The sequence below is a fragment of the Pollutimonas nitritireducens genome (assembly GCF_002849615.1).
In the GTDB taxonomy this organism is placed as follows: domain Bacteria; phylum Pseudomonadota; class Gammaproteobacteria; order Burkholderiales; family Burkholderiaceae_B; genus Pollutimonas; species Pollutimonas nitritireducens.
The window spans coordinates 11,755-28,549 of sequence record NZ_PDNV01000008.1; the positions used below are offsets into that span (position 1 = coordinate 11,755).

Here is a 16,795-nt window from a genome sequence, read left to right on the forward strand (position 1 = left end):
CCGAACAGCCCCACCATTCGGACACGGGTCCGACGAAGCCTACATCAAGTCATTTATCACCGGCGAATACTATGCTCAGCACGCGCAACCGGATACGCAAAAGCCTGGCGACGCTGACTGGCATCGACAAAGACCTGGCCAAACAGTTGTCGTTTGGTTTGCCTGCCGCTCAATTGCCCGGTAGCTCTGGGCGGTTCTCCGGTTTCAAGTGGGCGATCGGCGCGTGTTTGGTCGCCACCCTATTGGCATTGCCCATCCGAGGTTTGCTCGATTTGGCAAACATCGTCATGGTGTATCTGCTTGCGGTGGTACTTGTGGCTGTTCGGTTCGGTCTCGGTCCGGGTGTTTTTGCGTCGATTTTATCCGTCCTGGTCTTCGGCGTTTTCTTGGTCCCGCCATACCAATCGCTTACCGTGGCGGACACTCAGTATCTATTTATGCTCGGGGTCATGTTCGCAGTGGCTGTGATCATCAGTAGTCTGGCGGCAAATCTGCGCCGGCAGGTAACGATCTCACATTATCGCGAGCAACGAGCCAATGAACTGTTCGAGCTGTCCAAAGCGCTGTCTGTCGCCATAACGAACGAGCAGATCGCTGCCGTAGCCACCAACCATGCCAACGCCATGTTTCAGTCTGGCGTCGTGCTGCTCCTGCCTGATGCACACGGAAAGTTGTGGCCTGCCGACACAAACGACGACGCTCGCGCGTCTATTTCGCCTGTCGCACTTCACAGTGCACAAGCGGTATTTGATAGTCAGCCGCTTTCTAATCCAGACAGCGTGAAGATCTCCGCTCGAGCGCTATTCCTGCCCTTACGGGCGCCGACGCAAGTCAGGGGTGTCCTCGTAGTCATGACCGATGACGCCCGGCGGCTGCTTTTGCCGGAACAGCAGCGTCTACTGCAAACGTGTGCCACGCAAATTGCCTTGGCTTTGGAACGCCTGCATTTCGTTGAACTGGCAAAAGACGCGCTGGTTTCCGTGGAATCTGAGCGGCTCCGTAATGCATTGCTCAGCGCAGTCTCGCATGACGTACGTACGCCACTTACGGCCATTATCGGCCTGTCGAGCACCCTCGCAACGCAACAGTCGACACTTTCAGACCAGACACGCGCAGAGCTTATAGAAGCGATACAGCAAGAGGCGTATCGGATGAACAAGCTCGTGACGAACCTGCTCGACATGGGGCGGCTACAAACAGGGAATTTGAAGCTGAATCGGCAGTGGCAGATGTTTGAGGAGGTAGTGGGAAGCGCCCTGAGTCAGCTATCTCGGGCTCTAGATGATCGTAACATCGAGTTGGCACTTCCCCCGACGCTGCCATTGCTGCACTTCGACGCAGTACTGATTGAACGGCTACTTTGCAATCTCCTGGATAACGCAATCAAGTATTCGAGTCCAGCCGCTCCGATCCGAATCGCAGCCGTGCTGGACGACGGCAACGTACGCGTTTCCATTGATGATTGCGGCACCGGTGTGCCGGTAGGCCTGGAGCAGGCTATTTTTGAAAAATTCGTGCAAGCAAATCCGCAATCCACGCTGTCGGGAACCGGGCTAGGCCTGTCGATTTGTCGCGCAATTATCGAGGCTCATGGGGGACGTATTGGAGTGGACGAGCGTTACCGACCCGGTGCCCGCTTTTGGTTCACGCTCCCCTTAGGCTCACCTCCTTCATATGAAGGATGCGCGGAGTTCGACACGTTAGATCGAACGAGATCCGCATGAGCGACCGGGCAATTCGTATTGTCATTGTTGAGGATGAGAAGCAAATTCGGCGGTTTCTGCGCATGACATTGCAAGCCGAAGGCATGGTTGTAATTGAAGCTGCGACGGCCAGAGAAGGTGTGACCGAAGTTTCAATGCAAAAGCCAGACCTCGTTATCCTGGATCTCGGTTTGCCTGACCGCGACGGGACTGAGGTCATCCGTCAATTGCGAAGCTGGACGGCACTCCCTATTCTTGTCCTATCCGCTCGCGGCGATGAAGACCAAAAGGTCAACGCCTTGGATGCCGGTGCTGATGACTATTTGACCAAGCCTTTCGGTAATGCTGAGCTGTTGGCGCGCATTCGAGTTCATCTACGCAAGCGCCCCAGTAGTGATGCGCAGATAGCCGAACCAGTATTCCAGTTTGGGGAGGTGGTCGTTGATTTGATGCAGCGCCGCGTTATCCGCAACGGTCAGGACGTACATCTGACACCAATCGAGTACAAACTATTGACCGTACTGGTGAGAAGCGCCGGTAAGATGCTCACACATGCACAATTACTGCGGGAGGTTTGGGGCCCCGGGCATACGGACCGAGGCCATTACCTTCGGATTTACATGGGGCACCTCAGGCAAAAGCTGGAACACGATCCCGCTCGACCACAACACATAGTGACTGAGACCGGTATCGGATATCGCCTGATTAGCGACCGGCCTTAGCTGATCCAAGGGGCAGGGTCACGATCAGGCAAGGCTCATCGCACTCCAGTGGTTGAACCTGCTGTACGGTGAATGTGGTCATAGATCAGAGTAATGAGCGGTGGTGGGTTTAGGCTCTACCCCATTAACAATGGAATGCCCCCCCTCCTGAGATGCAGTGAGTGTTGACCCCTAACTTTAGAGCGGTCTCAATTCTTACCCCAAAGCTGGGGGATTTTCCAAGTTTGTGAGCTAGGTACAGTTTCGGTACAGTGGTGAAGCGCCGAGTGTATTTTTCGGACTATTGACTCACATGGCAACTATTGTTAAGGCCCCTTCTGGAACCTGGAAAGCCGTCATTCGAAAGACGGACTAGCCGACCACGTCCAAGACACTCAGAACCAAGCGGGATGCTGAGGACTGGGCGCGGCGTTCCGAGGATGACATGGTACGGGGTGTTTATATTCAGCGAGCACCAGCTGAGCGGATCACGCTGGAGGTGGTGCTAAGGCGGTATTTGGCGAAAGTGACACCCACCAAGCGGGAATCAACCCGGATTTCTGAGCATAAAAAAGCGCAGTCCGGCTTCGATATATTGGCAAGTATTCACTGGCTGCCTGAGTGCCGACATCGCTGCACAATACCGCGACATGCGACTGGCTGGCGACCCTGGTGAGAACGATAAGCTAGTTTCACGCAGCAACAACACCGTAAAGCTGGAGCTGGCATTGCTGAGCCATTTGTTTACAGTAGCCGTCAAGGAATGGGGTATGGGGCCGCCGCCAATCCAGTTACCCAATCCGCCGCCTGGTTCCCGGTGCTGGATGAAACCCTCAATTGACGCTCGCAGAGAATAAACGCCTGCTTACTGCTTTGGATCCTTATTCGAACCCAATGTTTAGTTGGATAGTGCGGATTGCTGTAGCTAATCGCGGTGGTGGTGGGTGTTGCTCACGCTGAGTGCAACCACGCCGCCTTCCAAGCCGAATACGGGACACAGCACGATAATGTATGAGGATTAGCGTGGTCAATATCACGCAGTCTCAGCCCTGCCAAAGTCCCGGCGTAATTTATTTGGCGGTGTATTTAGCTCGTGCCGCTCACTGATGCCGTCGCAACGAAATGGTGTCGCTGGGATGCGTGCCAGCTCAGCATGCGGGCTTCTATCAACTCTATGGCTTTGAACAGTACGACGCCTAAAAAGCATAGCAGTGCAAGGGCAACGAAAACGGTTGGTGTGTCGAAACTGCCCTGGGCCACCAGGATTACGTGGCCAAGGCCTGATCCTCCAGCTACGAATTCTCCAACGATCGTGCCTACCAGCGCGAACGATACGCCCACTTTCATGCCAGCAAAGAGGCTTGGCAAGGCGTTGGGGAACCGCAGCTTCCACAATATTTTGGACGGGCTGGCCTGGTTGACGCGCGCCATGTCAAGCATCTCGGGATCGGTGGACCTTAAGCCAAGAACAGTATCGATGAGAATGGGAAAAATGGCGATCAACATGGCGACGGCAATCTTCGGGGCTGAACCCGTACCGAGCCAGATCACGAACAAGGGTGCCAGGGCCACCTTGGGTACGGCGTTCATGGCCACAAGCAAGGAGTAAAGCGTGCGGTCGAGGAATCGAGAGGAAACGATGCCGATCGCGGCGATCACGCCAAGCACGACCGCCAGTGCAAACCCGGCCAGGGTGGTCTGCAAGGTATCGAGGCTTTGCATCAATAAATACCCGGGCGCCTCAAAGAATTCGACGAAGATCTTCGAGGGCGGGGGCAGCAGGAATTCGCGCACACCGCTTAGCCGAACCCCGATTTCCCAAATGCCCAGGAGTATGGCCACCGTGATCGATATAAGCCTGCTTTTCTCGGTTTTCGACCATAGTTGCTTCATCTCGCCTATCCTTTATAGATTCCCAACTCGCGAAACGTCTCGCGAATATCGACGACGTATTCAGCAAACCGGGCCGTATCTTGCACAGCGGCTCCGCGCGGCCTCTGGAGCTCGATGGGAATAATCTTTTCGACCCGGCCCGGATTGCGGGACATGATCAACACCCTGTCGCCGAGATACACAGCCTCGGTGATCGAGTGCGTAATGAAGACGACTGTCTTTTTTGTGGCTAGCCAGGTCCGCTGAAGCTCGGCATTCAGTTCGTCTCGTGTAAAGGGATCAAGCGCCCCGAAGGGCTCGTCCATTAGCAGCAATTGAGGATCCGTCAGCAAAGCCCGGCAAATCGAAACTCTTTGTCGCATGCCCCCTGACAATTCACGGGGATATCGGTCGACAAACGCAGACAATCTAAACAAGGCCAGCAACTCTTTCGCGCGTTCCTTGTATTGTCGGGCATCGTACCCATGGAATTCCGCCGCAACAAGGACGTTGTCCAGCACGTTACGCCATTCGAGCAGAAGATCGCGCTGAAATACGACGCCCATGTTCTTGGGCGGCGTGACGATATCCTTTCCCTGCAATGCCAGCCGGCCCGATGAAATGGGCTCGAGGCCGGCCATGCATCGTAGTAACGTGCTTTTGCCGCAGCCACTCGGCCCGACTATGCAAATGAACTCGCCTTCTGTGATGTCGATGTCTATGTTCTCCAGAGCGTGGACGGGCGCCCGTTCTGAGTGATAGACCTTGTTGAGTTCCTTTGCTTGCAGAAAGCCGGCCACGGTAGATTCCCTATTTCAGTTCTTCAGCAGTTCGTTGGTGTAGTAGTCTGACGGCTTATGGCCGGCTTTGATTAAGCCGGTTTGCTCCATCGAATTGATTGCCGCCTGCCAATCTGCGTCGAACTGCTGGCCAATCGGCGCCTTACCCTGTGTGGGACTGGAAAAGAACGCTTCGTACGCGATCAGTTGTCCGCGCAGTACGTCCGGATCGAGTTTCGCGTTGGGGCGCTGAGCTAGTATTGCCTTGACTGCCTCCTCGATATTGCCATCATAAATATAATTCCACGCGCGCAGCTGAACCTGTACCAGCTTCTTGATGGCTTCTTTCTTCGATTCGATCATGGACGGTGTCGACACAAGACCATAACTCGGAAAGCTGATTCCACTGTCCGCAAGCAATAGCGCATTCGCGGGACGCGTCTTCTTTACCATCGGCTGTCCGAAGGGAGCTTGGGACATAAAGCCGTCGGCGTTCTCTGACGCATACGTCGACACCATAGCGCTTGGGGCCACCATGACGACCTCGACTTCACCCTTCTTCAAGCCGTTGGCTTGTAGAAACGGTTGAATAAAGGGCGCCCATGGGCTGGCGGTAAAGCACACAATCTTCTTGCCGACAAGATCCTTGGGTGACGTGACCCCCGCCTTTTCATCGAGCATGACGGCCAAATCGCCCGTCCGTGCAAACCCCACGATGGAAATCAGGTCGAGCCCGTTCTCTTTCGCTACCGCCATGGTGCCTACTGATACCTGCCCCACATCCACTTTACCGGCCGCTAAAAGTTGCAGCGTATTAATGGTGCCGGTGCCGTCTTGTATTTCGACTTTGAGGCCTACATCGGTGAACCAGCCTTTTTCTTGCGCAAGATGCATAGCCCCATGCATGCCCCAAGGAGAGAAATCGAGGCGTACTAAAAGCGACTCGGGGGCTTGTGCCCATGAACTCAATGCGGCCACGCCAAGTGCCGCACCGATTATATAGCTGGCAAAACGTCTGAACATGCAATTTTTAATAATCACGAGTTTCTCCTTATGGCGGACCCTATTCCAACCGAAATGGCTCTTGCATCAAATGGTAGCTGGGGCGAGTACGTCAGCCCTCAGCTTGCTGGTGGCATCCAGGTCGATTGCACCGGTCTCGCCGTCGACGACGACTTGATGATGCACGCGCGCATAGGCAGCCGTAATTTTCTGGTTCCATACGTCTCGGCTGATCGAGGCAAAATCGCGTTCGAGCGGATCGCCGAAGCCGCCGCCGCCGGGCTGACAGTGAATGACCAGGTCGTTGCGCGAAATGTTCATTCCGACCTTGCTGGGCAACGATTCCACATTGCCGTGCTGGCGCTGCAGTTCGTTCACCGCTGGTGCGGCTGCGCCGCCGCCGGCAAGCCCATAAGGCTGATACTTCATTCGGTCGGCACGCAACTGCAGCATGCAGTCTTCAGTCAGCGAACGATAACTGCGCCGAATCCCCAGTCCTCCGCGATACCGCCCCGCACCGCAGGAATCCGTGACGAGCTCATACGCCTCCACTCGAACGGGGTGCTTGGCTTCCATCGTTTCAACCGGCGTGTTGGAAAGGTTCTGCGAAGCGTTGGTAATCGCTTCGATGCCATCACTGTCGGGACGCGCGCCCCAAGCTCCACAAATCATGTCCACAATAATGTAAGGCTCGCCGGATTTCTTTTTTCCGGACAAGCACACAACCGTGTTGCCGCCCTCGCCCGCCGCGGGAATACGGTCGGGGATCACCTGAGCAAGAGCGCCCAGCATGGTGTCGAACACGCGATAGCCGGTCAACGCGCGCGCAGCCACCGCCGCTGGCTCGCGCGGATTGAGCACTGAACCCTCCGGAACGGATATTTCCACGCATCGGAAGACGCCGGCGTTATTCGGTACGTCTCCTTTCAATGCACACCGGACACTAAGGTAAGTGCACGACTTGGTGTAGGACAATGTAGAGTTGATCGCCCCCCGGACTTGAGAAGAAGAACCCGTATAGTCAACGCTGATTCGGTCATCGTGAACGGTAAGCGATACGCAAATGGGTATGGGCTCCGGTGATAGGCCATCGTCGTCGATATAGTCGGTAAACGTGAACGTACCCTTAGGCCAACCGCGTATTTCGTCCCGCGTAAGGCGTTCGGCGTAATCGAGCAATTCGTCAAGATACGCCCGGCTGCTTTCCCGGCCATACCGATCGAACAAGCTGGTGAGCTCGCGTACGCCAACCTTCGAAGCCGCATATTGCGCCCGCAAATCGCCCAGTACGCGGTCCGGCACTCGTACGTTGCGGGTAATGATCGCTTCCAGCGTCTCATTAACCTTACCGGCGTCATACAATTTGAGCACCGGTATGCGCAGGCCCTCTTGGTAAATTTCGGTGGAATCACTGGCGTTGGAGCCCGGAACCCGCCCTCCCACGTCGGTGTGGTGGCAAATGACGACACAAAACCCTTCCAGTTCACCCTTATAAAAGAACGGAACGAACATGAAAATATCCGGCAAGTGCATACCTCCTTGGTAGGGGTCGTTCAGGACGACTGCATCGCCCGGCTTCAAGTCGTTTCCGTGCCGCTTCAGCACTTCCTCCATGGCTTCCGGGATAGCACCGAGGTGCAATGCGATAGTTTTCGCTTGGGCGACCATTCGCCCCTTTCGATCGCAAATGGCTGCCGAATAGTCCATTACGTCTTTTACGATCTCTGAACGCGCCGTGCGCAAAACGGTATAGGCTACTTCGTCCACTATTGCGTCCATCGCGTTCTTAACGACGGCGAAGGTGACTGGATCCATCGCTATTGTCATACGTTCTCCAGCTCGATATCTATAAGGATATTTCCTACGGCGTCGGCCTTGGCGGTGCAACCCGGCGGCACAATTATCGTCGTGTCGTACGACTCGATGACCAATGGGCCGGCTTGGCCCAGAGGACCGATTTCCGATCGCGGAACGACTTTCGTTTCACGTGGTGGCGAGTCCGGGTCGAAGCTTACTGGCCGCGTCCCCGTCGAGCCAGCCAACGCGCTTGCATCCACCTGTATGCCGGAAAACTTCAGCCGTTTCTCGCTGCGGCCCGAAGCAATGACCCGTACATTGACCAGCTCGACGGGTTCGTCGCTGCAATAGCCAAAGGTGCTTTCGTACAAGGCGTTGAAATCTTTCCGGATGATATCGGCCATGCCATCGGAACTGAAACGGCCCGCCACCGGTACCGTGAGCTCGGAACTCTGTCCCACATAGCGCAAGTCGGCGCTCACGGCGATACCGACGTTGTCGGCGTCGTAACCCTCGGAACGCATAATCGCCTTGCCCTGTCCAACGAGATCGTCGACAGCGGCATCGGCGGCCGTCAAGTCGCCAACGCCCAAGGTTTGTAGCACCGCCCTAACAAGATGATGCTCGGCATCCGCTGTCAGCATTCCCACTGAACAGAATACCCCCGCCATGATGGGCGCGATAACGCGGCTGATTCCAAGAAGCTTGGCAACGTCAATGGCATGCAGCGGACCTCCCCCCCCGCAGGCCACCATGGTCATATCGCGCGGATCGCGCCCGCGCTCCACGGTTACGGCGCGAATGGCGCGCGCCATGTTTACGTTCGCAACACGGCGAACACCGTGCGCGGCCGCAATGACGTTCAGCCCCAGGGGCTCGGCAATATGTTTTTGTATTGCGTCCAGCGACTTCCCGGGATCAACTTTAAGGCTGCCGCCCGCAAGAGATTCGGGATTCAAATAGCCCAGTATCATGTTGGCGTCTGTGACCGTTGGGCGGTCGTTGCCTCGGCCATAACAAGCGGGACCGGGGTCAGCGCCGGCCGATGCTGGGCCTACACATAGCAGGCCCCCCGCATCGATCCATGCCAGCGACCCCCCGCCTGCACCCACTTCTGCGATATCGATGGCGGGAACCTTCAGAACGTAACCCCCGCCTTTTATGAAGCGGCTGGGCGAGCTGATTCCGTCACGAAATTCATACTCGGTGGTAAGCGATGGCGCTCCATCCAGCACTATCGAGGCCTTGGCGGTGGTGCCGCCCATGTCGAAAACAATAAGTTGCCGCTCGTTCGCCGTTATACCTAGTTGGGCGGCGCCTGCCACGCCTCCTGCCGGCCCGGAAGCCACGGCGAATACAGGCTTCTCAGACGCCGAAGCGAGGCCCATCATGCCGCCGTTGGACGCCATGATTTGCAGGGAAGCTCTGACGCCCATGCGTTCCAAATCCTCTTTCAGCCGCCCAAGATAACTACGCATGGCGGGCAATATGTAAGCATTGACGACGGTCGTGCTGGTGCGTTCGTATTCCTTGATTTCTGGCAATACGTCGTACGACATGCTGACGAGCAAAGAAGGAAAGTGCTCGGCGACTACCTCCCGAGCGATGAACTCATGCTGCGGATTGATGTAACTATTAAGAAAGCAGATTGCGAGCGACTCGACGCCCTCGTCCACCATCTCTTGAACGACGGCTTTGACTTCGGAGCGGTCTATCGGCGTAATGACGGCGCCATCGGCGGCCATGCGCTCGCTAATTCCTCTTCGATAACGGCGCGCTGCCAGTGGAGCAGGCTTTTGCCACGCCAAGTCGAACATAGTCGGAGTGCGAATGCGGCCAATTTCCAGGACGTCGCGAAAGCCTTCCGTGGTAAGCACCCCGGTCAGCGCACCAACCTTCTGCAAAATCGTATTGGACGCAGTCGTCGTTCCATGGACAATTTCGGTTATATCGCCCGGCGTGATACCTGCCTGCTCGATCAATGCGCGCAGCCCGCTGGTGATCGCCTTGCCGAGGTCATCAGGCGTGGAAGATGTTTTGTTGACGTAAAGACGACCGTCCGGCATTGCCAAGACGATGTCGGTAAACGTGCCGCCGATATCGCAGCCGACGCGTACGCCGAGTCGGGATCCAATCATTGTGTCCATTCAACCATCCTCGTTTCGCTGCAGCCGCTTGAATTCGTGCTCACGCAACGCCATGTTCCAGAACTGACAATTAACTAACTAGTAAGTACAATAAGCACCAACCAAAACATTGTCAAGAATTCCAATATTAGGGTTTGCCCGCGAAGGCAAGGCGTATGCGGCCAGCGTGTACACTCGGCTTTCTATCGGGAGATCCGCAACAATAAAGACGTTTCTATGTCAGGCACTCAGGCATCTGCAAGCAAGCCTCGGACGCGCGACGCCCGTGCGACGCGCCAACGCATCCTCATGACCGCTTACAAGGAGTTCGCGGCGCGAGGCTATGACGGCGCCCGCGTGGACGCCATTGTTACGCGATGCAGAGTAAGCAAGAATTTGCTATATCACTACTTCGACGGCAAGGAGGCACTGTTCATCGAAGTAATGGAATATGCGTATGGAGCCATGCGCGAACGACAAAATGAACTGGCGCTGGTTGGCGACGATCCGGTTGAAGACATGCGCGCCCTCGTTATCCAAACCGTCAAGTACTTCACAGAGCATCCTGAATTCCTGCAGCTCCTTTCCAATGAGAACCTCCATAAGGCGCGGCATATAAAAAAGTCAGTCAAGATCAAGGAGATGTTCAATCCGCTGCGAACGGCTCTCGACGATATTCTTCAGAAAGGGAAAGCCAAGGGGGTGTTCCGCGAGGATGCCGACTGGATCGACCTTTACGCATCGATATCGGGCCTGGGGTCTTATGCGATCACCAACCGCTACACGCTTTCGTACGTCTTAGATGTAGACCTTGGCGCGCCCGACCGAGTCGATGGCCGGCTGAAGCACGTCCCCGATATGGTACTTAGCTACTTGTGCAACCTTAGCGGCGATAGCGTCGATTGACCGAGTCTACCCGTTACCGCCCTGCTCACCCATCCTCGGCCTGTTCCAAGGCCACCTGCCGTACCACTTCCTCCGAGCCACCTTCATGCAATCCTTTCTCGCCCTGCGGGCTGGAGCGCCAAAGCTTGCCTGCGTCCTGGCTCGCGTCACTCATGCTGCCGATACTGCTGACCTCCTCACCGGCATCCCCGTTTGGTCTGCGAAGCAATGCTATGCTTGTCTGTCAGCTTGCGGCCTGGCAAATGCAGTCCATCGTAGGACCACTACTTCGACATCAGGAAATACAACCAACATGGTTTGGACTGATCGGCAACCGTCTCAGCGAGCCGTTTCTTTTTTGTCGCAGTGCACTGCGTCCGGCGACCCAGGAATGTCAGAGCGCATCGACGCCATTTCACGGGGCGCTGGAAAATGCGATCCCGAATCTTTGAACCAAAACTATGCCGCTACTGCGTACAAATGGCGCAAGTGTGATTACGGCGGCGACAGCAGGCAGAACGTCTATGAAGTCCATCCGCTTGCCACAGTCGCACTCGACCAACTGCCCACCTATTGTGTCGTTTACAACGATCACGCCTGAGCTTACGAGCTGTCGGTACGCTACGTTGGCAGGCCAACTATGCGCGGGCACTGGGTCAAAGCCGAAGAGTATGAGGCGGCGCAAGCCAAATGGGTTGCCGACCATAGTGGGCTATGGGCTAAAGGCTGGAATTTTTCCTTGACGAACCACAAGCACCGGGGCGGACGGTAAAGGAGCCAGGCATGATCGCAAAACTTGCAGCCTTGGCCTTGAGCTGCGCACCTAACATTCACCCAGTCACGCTGCATGCACTGATTCGCCATGAGTCACGCGTCCGACAGTTCGCCATCGACGTGAACCGCAAGGGCCAGCACCTGCGGCAGCAACCTAGATCCTTTGGCTGAAGCCACCGAAGCAGCGCAGCGATTCATTGACCAGGGCATCGACTTCGATGCCGGACTGGGACAGATCAATGTTCGCAACTGGGCGTGGTTGGATCTGGATAGAAAGACCGTCTTTGATCCCTGCCGCAATCTGGCGGCCGCTCAGACTGTATTGGCAGAGTGCTATGCCGGAGCGTTGCCCCGACACACGGATCCGCAGTCTGCCCTACGCGCCGCGGCGTCCTGCTACAACACTGGCAATTTCAAGCGCGGCTTCACCAATGGCTATGTAGGTAAAGTGTTGGCCCAAGCCAAGTTCAAGGTTCCGGCCTTGGCGCCCGTGACAAATTAAACAACCGCGATCACGACAAAGGTCACACAGGAAGAGTCAGCGCAAAAACCCGATCAAGAACCGCCTACCCAACTTGAGGGTACACCGGACGGCTTCAGCGCCAACCTGGCAACCGACGGCTTTTCACAAACGCGTGACGGCGAACTAGAGATCAACCCCGACTCCGACGCCTGACGGTCCCCTCGCTACGACCAACCCACAGGGTTGCGATCGTGCCTCAGAAAAAACTTAGTTCATAAGCCCTTCCAACGCCCGGAGATGACCCTCTCCCGGCATATCGAAGCGGGTGTGGGTACCCAATGTACGATAGACCTAGGCGGCAAGACCGACATGCCGGCCGTCAACCTGCCCGGCAAGCCCTTGAGGGTTACCGGCACGGTGGTGAACATCACAGACGGCCGCTATACCGTGACCGGTCCGATGTTCACCGGTATGCAACTTTCTTTGGGGCGGACGGTGGTGCTGGACGCGGGCGGCGTGTTGATCCTGGTGTCGGAGAAGCCGCAAGAGCCTTTTGATGTGGGTATTTTCATGCACGCAGGCATTGACCCGGCGGCAAAGAAGTTCATTTTGATCAAGTCGAAACAGCACTTTCTAGCTGGGTTTGGGACGCTGGCGAAGCACATCGCTATGGTGGCGGGGCCCGGCGTGTGCGGTTCGGATTTTTCGCAGTTCAACTATACAAAGTTGGAGCGGCCGATATATCCTTTGGATGCGTTCTGACCGTGTCGCTCTTTAGACGGCCTGCTGTGTACCTGTAGGGCGTTTAGGCTCCCGTGCCTCGGTCCTGCTTCGCAAGACTTCCCGCATAAAGCCAGTCTGTCGGAGCGGCCGCAGAACTCGCGCCGTCCCGGCGCACACAGCGCGTCATACACAGCGTTTTCCCAATCGGTCCGTGGTTCAGTTCGTTTTCTGGCTTCCATTCTGTTCTCCCGCACCAATTAACACCCGGCGATGCCGGGGCAAATCCCTCAAATACACATCCAGGCGCGTCCTGCACCTGCCTCAACGCGCTGCCTGCCAAGACCTAGGGCATGCCGCCCGGCCAACCCGTTGGGCTGTGCGTATCGGTTGCCGAACGCGCCGTGCTGGAAATGCTGTACGACGCCGGTACCACGTAAAGCCTGGAAGAAGCACGCAATCTCTTTGACGGCATGGGTTCGCCACGCAAGGAACTGCTCGGTCAGCTGCTAGCTTGCTGCACCAGCGTGAAGACCGTTCGCCTGTTCATCACCTGGGCGCGAGAAACCGAGGTGGTGAACGTCGATGATCTCCTGACTCGCTATCCCCTGCGCACGGGCAGCAACAAGCGTTGGATGAGCCAGCTCTCCGACGGCACATTATTAAGCCTGAACCCACATGGATAAAACCTACGCTAATACGGTTCGCCGACTGCTCGCGGGTAGAGTCACGGCTGGAATCCAGAATCTATTGCAACAGTGACAAGCCGATCAAATAATCTAATTTGTGCAGAAATACTAATTTTTAATCGTTTTCGAGCAGGCATAATCCATTTTGTGCAACAGCCAGACCGAAAAACCTCGTTTTCTGCCGAGCAGGTAGAAAAATCAAATTTTCACCACAAAACGATTTTATAACTAATTTTATGCAGGCATAATCGAATTAACGCGTTGCCAGTATAAATTCATCATTTTTGCGCATCCTGCGGCAACAGCATCAGGAACATTCCATGAGTGACCTTCCCAACGACCCTATTGGCGCGGCGTGGCTAGCCCAGGCGTATCAGCTTCTCCCAACCGGGCGTATGCCAGTACAAAGCCAGATCGGTGGACGACGGGCCACACAGATCAATCATGGCGACAGACTGGAGACTTACCCGGAGGCCATGCGCCCCTCACCAGAGCCCGCAGCACATCTCCAATTTCACTTGCGCCACGAAGTGCCGCACCTCGAATTCTTGTCTCGCCTGTTCGCCAAGACTGGTCCCGCCTTTGTTCAAGCCTGGGTCGATGCCGAACCGACCGGGCAGTATGCCCGCCGGGCTGCCTTTCTGTACGAGTGGTTGACCGAAGATACCTTACAGATACCGGAACGCATCGGCGGTAATTATGTCCATGCCATCGACGACACCAAGCTTGTGGCTGCCTCGTCAGATTGCGTCGTGAAAGTATCGCGCTGGCGCATCAATGACAACTTGCCGGGTACACGATACTTTTGCCCGACCATCATCAAGACTGATGCAACGATCCAGGCCATGGCCTTGGATGTACCGCAGCTCTTCCAGAACCTGACGAACGAATTCGGCGAAGACCTGCTGCAACGCGCCGCCGTATGGATGACGCTGCGTGAAAGCAAGGCCAGTTTTGCCATTGAGGGTGAAGCAGACCGTACCAGCCGCATCGAACGGTTCGCAGACGTCATAGCCCGACGAACGGGCCACGGCGACAGCCCGTTAAGCGACACCGCACTTGCTCAACTGCAAGGCGAGATACTGGGCAGGCGTACTACGCTCACCCATTTCGGCTTGCGCCAGTCGCCCGTCTTCGTAGGAGAAACGGTACGCTATCAGGATGTTGTGCATTTTGTAGCGCCACCAGCCGATGACGTCGCGGCCATGCTGGAAGGCCTTCGTGTGTTCCTTGAGCGCACACAAGGACAATCGCCTGTCATGCGCAGTGCGGTAGCCGCTTTCGGCTTTGTCTACATTCATCCGCTGGCTGACGGCAATGGTCGCGTACATCGTTTTCTAATCAACGACATATTGCGGCGCGATGGCGCGGTGCCCGAGCCGGTGATTCTGCCCGTATCAGCAGTCATCACCGACGATTCTGGAGAGCGTCGCAGTTACGACCTCGTACTGGACGAGGTATCCAAACCCCTGATGCAAGAGGCACGTGAATATATAACGTTCACATCCAGGCATACCACCTATCCGGATGGCGTCGTTTCCAACTTCGAGTTCAACGGAAATGAACAGGTTCGCCCTGTGTGGCGCTATCTTGATTTAGGTCCGCATGTGGTCTACTTGTCCAACATCGTCAAACGTACTCTGACGGAACAGATGCGCGAGCAATCGCGCTATCTACGCAACCATGGGCGCGCTCGCCAGGCGCTCAAAGAGGTGGTTGAAATGCCTGACCAACAGGCAGACCGTGTTCTTAGATCCATTGAGCAAAATAATGGTGAATTGAGTAACGCACTGGCCAAGCAAATGCCAATACTGAGTGAGCCCGGCGTATGGGCGGAGATCATCGAGGTCGTATCCCTGGCTTTCCAAAAGGACCCGCCCGCCGATAGTCATATTCTCGACCGCTACCATCCATCACGGCCCGCCGGGAGGGAATCATGAACGCACAGCGATGCGGGGGGGGGGCGGCGCCATGACGTGCGATTCGGTCGTTGATGGCTCAGTGACCGAAATCCACGCCGCGCCTTCCTCCGGGCTTGCGCCGGACGCCGCGCGCCGACAACTCATCCGAACCTCAACCATTCATGACGAATGGTGAAATCGCGCACATGATGCCGGGAATGAGGAATGGCTGCTATTTGCCGGGCGCAAAGTCTATATGTTCCACGAACTTGATTTTTCCGTCTTCATTCTTGACGATGTTATAGCCGTGCAGTCCGTCGCCGTTCTCGTCATAGGTGTAGGTGCCTTCTACGCCCTTGTAGTCCTTGATGGCCCGAATGGCTTTCTGGACGGCTGCCGGCTCGGTGCTGTTGGCGTTTTTCATGCCCAGAGCCAGTATCTGTACTGCATCGTACGCCCATGATGAATACAGGTCGGGTTCCATGTTGAATGCCGCCTTGTAGCGCTCGGCATAGGCCTGTGTTTGCGGGCTGGAGCCCACCGCATAATCGGCAATCGAATAGGTGCCGTACAAGGCGTTCTGTGCGAGTTTCATCGCCGTGTCGGTTGAAATCGATGGAGATCCTACCCATGCAATGTTCAGACCCAATTGACGCAGTTGCTTGGCAAAGATGCCGACGTCGGTCGAATTGGCGATATAAGTCGATACGACATCCGCGCCGGATTTTTTGATGGCCAGGACGATGGGGGTGAAATCCTGCGAGTTGCTGGTGAAGCCTTGCACAGTGATTGGCTCCAGGCCGTGCTCTTTGAGCGCGGCCGTCAAGGCCTTGGCACCGCCATTCCCAAACGCGTCCGTTGAGTGCACGATTGCCCATTTTTTCAGCTTCAATGTATCCACGCCAAAAGACGCGATCACTTTGGCCGAGTACCCATCGTTGGGTCGGGCGCGGAAGATCCAAGGGTTGCCGCTGTGCGTCAGGCCCACGTCAGTGCCGCCGACCATCATGGGAAGTCCTGTTTTTTTTACTGTGGGCGACATCGCCTGCACCTGGGTGCTGCGCACTGTGCCAATCAGGGCCGTGATGTCGCCGCGGCTGGTTAGCTTGGACAAAGCCAGTATCGATCCCGGGTTCGTACTGCCGTTGTCTTCAATATGCAGTTCGAGTTGCCGCCCAAGCACCCCGCCTGCCTTGTTGATCTCTTCGACTGCCATCTTGGCGCCATTGTTCTGGTAGACACCCGCCTCGGCATTGGCGCCGGTGCTTTCGGTCACCATCCCGATCTTGATCGGGTCGGCGGCCTGGGCGTAGGACGACATCATAGCCAGGGTCGCAATTGTGCAGATTGAAGCCAATCGTGTTCTCATTTGTATCTCCTAGA

16 protein-coding genes and 1 pseudogene are annotated in these 16,795 nt (G+C 56.1%); 10 read left to right on the plus strand and 7 right to left on the minus strand.

The features are described from left to right. The first annotated feature begins 71 nt into the window (after window positions 1-71). A complete protein-coding gene (locus CR155_RS12920) occupies window positions 72-1,724 on the plus strand; it encodes a DUF4118 domain-containing protein (RefSeq protein WP_158238268.1) in 1,653 nt (550 codons plus the stop codon). After that, on the plus strand, window positions 1,721-2,425 hold the full coding sequence (gene kdpE, locus CR155_RS12925) for a two-component system response regulator KdpE (protein WP_102070463.1): 705 nt from the start codon (window positions 1,721-1,723) through the stop codon (window positions 2,423-2,425). The genes CR155_RS12920 and kdpE overlap by 4 nt, the downstream gene beginning before the upstream one ends. 1,065 nt (window positions 2,426-3,490) lie before the next feature. Here the strand turns inward: kdpE and CR155_RS12935 are convergent. From CR155_RS12935 to CR155_RS12955, 5 genes are read right to left on the minus strand one after another with little or no spacing between them, the layout of a single operon-like run. Next, window positions 3,491-4,297 (minus strand): ABC transporter permease, encoded by an 807-nt coding sequence (locus tag CR155_RS12935; RefSeq protein ID WP_102070464.1) that lies wholly within the window; start codon window positions 4,295-4,297, stop codon window positions 3,491-3,493. 5 nt (window positions 4,298-4,302) lie between these two features. Continuing rightward, entirely contained in the window at window positions 4,303-5,076 is a 774-nt protein-coding gene (locus CR155_RS12940) for an ABC transporter ATP-binding protein (RefSeq protein ID WP_102070465.1), read from the minus strand. Window positions 5,077-5,091: 15 nt separating this feature from the next. Then, window positions 5,092-6,096: an ABC transporter substrate-binding protein gene (locus CR155_RS12945; protein ID WP_233214248.1), complete on the minus strand. Its 1,005-nt coding sequence runs from the start codon at window positions 6,094-6,096 to the stop codon at window positions 5,092-5,094. A gap of 48 nt (window positions 6,097-6,144) precedes the next feature. Continuing rightward, window positions 6,145-7,884 carry a hydantoinase B/oxoprolinase family protein gene (locus CR155_RS12950; RefSeq protein WP_102070467.1) on the minus strand — a complete coding sequence of 580 codons (1,740 nt, stop codon included), beginning with the start codon at window positions 7,882-7,884 and terminating at the stop codon, window positions 6,145-6,147. Beyond that, window positions 7,881-10,001 carry a hydantoinase/oxoprolinase family protein gene (locus CR155_RS12955; RefSeq protein ID WP_233214250.1) on the minus strand — a complete coding sequence of 707 codons (2,121 nt, stop codon included), beginning with the start codon at window positions 9,999-10,001 and terminating at the stop codon, window positions 7,881-7,883. Before CR155_RS12955 ends, CR155_RS12950 begins: the two co-directional genes overlap by 4 nt. Before the next feature lie 216 nt (window positions 10,002-10,217). Here CR155_RS12955 and CR155_RS12960 point away from each other — a divergent pair, with 216 nt between their 5' ends. After that, on the plus strand, window positions 10,218-10,886 hold the full coding sequence (locus CR155_RS12960; RefSeq protein WP_102070468.1) for a TetR/AcrR family transcriptional regulator: 669 nt from the start codon (window positions 10,218-10,220) through the stop codon (window positions 10,884-10,886). A gap of 25 nt (window positions 10,887-10,911) precedes the next feature. On the opposite strand, the gene CR155_RS21220 is transcribed toward CR155_RS12960, so the two are convergent. Then, complete coding sequence (locus CR155_RS21220) at window positions 10,912-11,040, minus strand: hypothetical protein (RefSeq protein ID WP_255399272.1); 129 nt, start codon at window positions 11,038-11,040, stop codon at window positions 10,912-10,914. Between the two features lie 53 nt (window positions 11,041-11,093). On the opposite strand from CR155_RS21220, the gene CR155_RS21225 reads away from it, so the two are divergent. From CR155_RS21225 to CR155_RS12985, 7 genes and pseudogenes are all read left to right on the plus strand, one after another. Further along, a complete protein-coding gene (locus CR155_RS21225) occupies window positions 11,094-11,144 on the plus strand; it encodes a hypothetical protein (RefSeq protein WP_255399274.1) in 51 nt (16 codons plus the stop codon). Between the two features lie 34 nt (window positions 11,145-11,178). Continuing rightward, entirely contained in the window at window positions 11,179-11,466 is a 288-nt protein-coding gene (locus tag CR155_RS21470) for a TrbM/KikA/MpfK family conjugal transfer protein (RefSeq protein WP_439650443.1), read from the plus strand. 182 nt (window positions 11,467-11,648) lie between these two features. Then, entirely contained in the window at window positions 11,649-11,810 is a 162-nt protein-coding gene (locus tag CR155_RS21080) for a lysozyme family protein (RefSeq protein ID WP_233214251.1), read from the plus strand. After that, a complete protein-coding gene (locus tag CR155_RS21085) occupies window positions 11,803-12,141 on the plus strand; it encodes a lytic transglycosylase domain-containing protein (RefSeq protein WP_233214252.1) in 339 nt (112 codons plus the stop codon). The genes CR155_RS21080 and CR155_RS21085 overlap by 8 nt, the downstream gene beginning before the upstream one ends. 258 nt (window positions 12,142-12,399) lie before the next feature. Then, a complete protein-coding gene (locus CR155_RS12975) occupies window positions 12,400-12,864 on the plus strand; it encodes an MlrC C-terminal domain-containing protein (protein WP_102070469.1) in 465 nt (154 codons plus the stop codon). Window positions 12,865-13,178: 314 nt separating this feature from the next. After that, window positions 13,179-13,508: pseudogene (locus CR155_RS12980) on the plus strand (type IV toxin-antitoxin system AbiEi family antitoxin domain-containing protein); the annotation flags it as partial. A gap of 323 nt (window positions 13,509-13,831) precedes the next feature. Next, window positions 13,832-15,451: a Fic family protein gene (locus tag CR155_RS12985; protein WP_102070470.1), complete on the plus strand. Its 1,620-nt coding sequence runs from the start codon at window positions 13,832-13,834 to the stop codon at window positions 15,449-15,451. Window positions 15,452-15,644: 193 nt separating this feature from the next. On the opposite strand, the gene CR155_RS12990 is transcribed toward CR155_RS12985, so the two are convergent. Next, entirely contained in the window at window positions 15,645-16,781 is a 1,137-nt protein-coding gene (locus tag CR155_RS12990; RefSeq protein ID WP_102070471.1) for an ABC transporter substrate-binding protein, read from the minus strand. Between the last annotated feature and the right edge of the window lie 14 nt (window positions 16,782-16,795).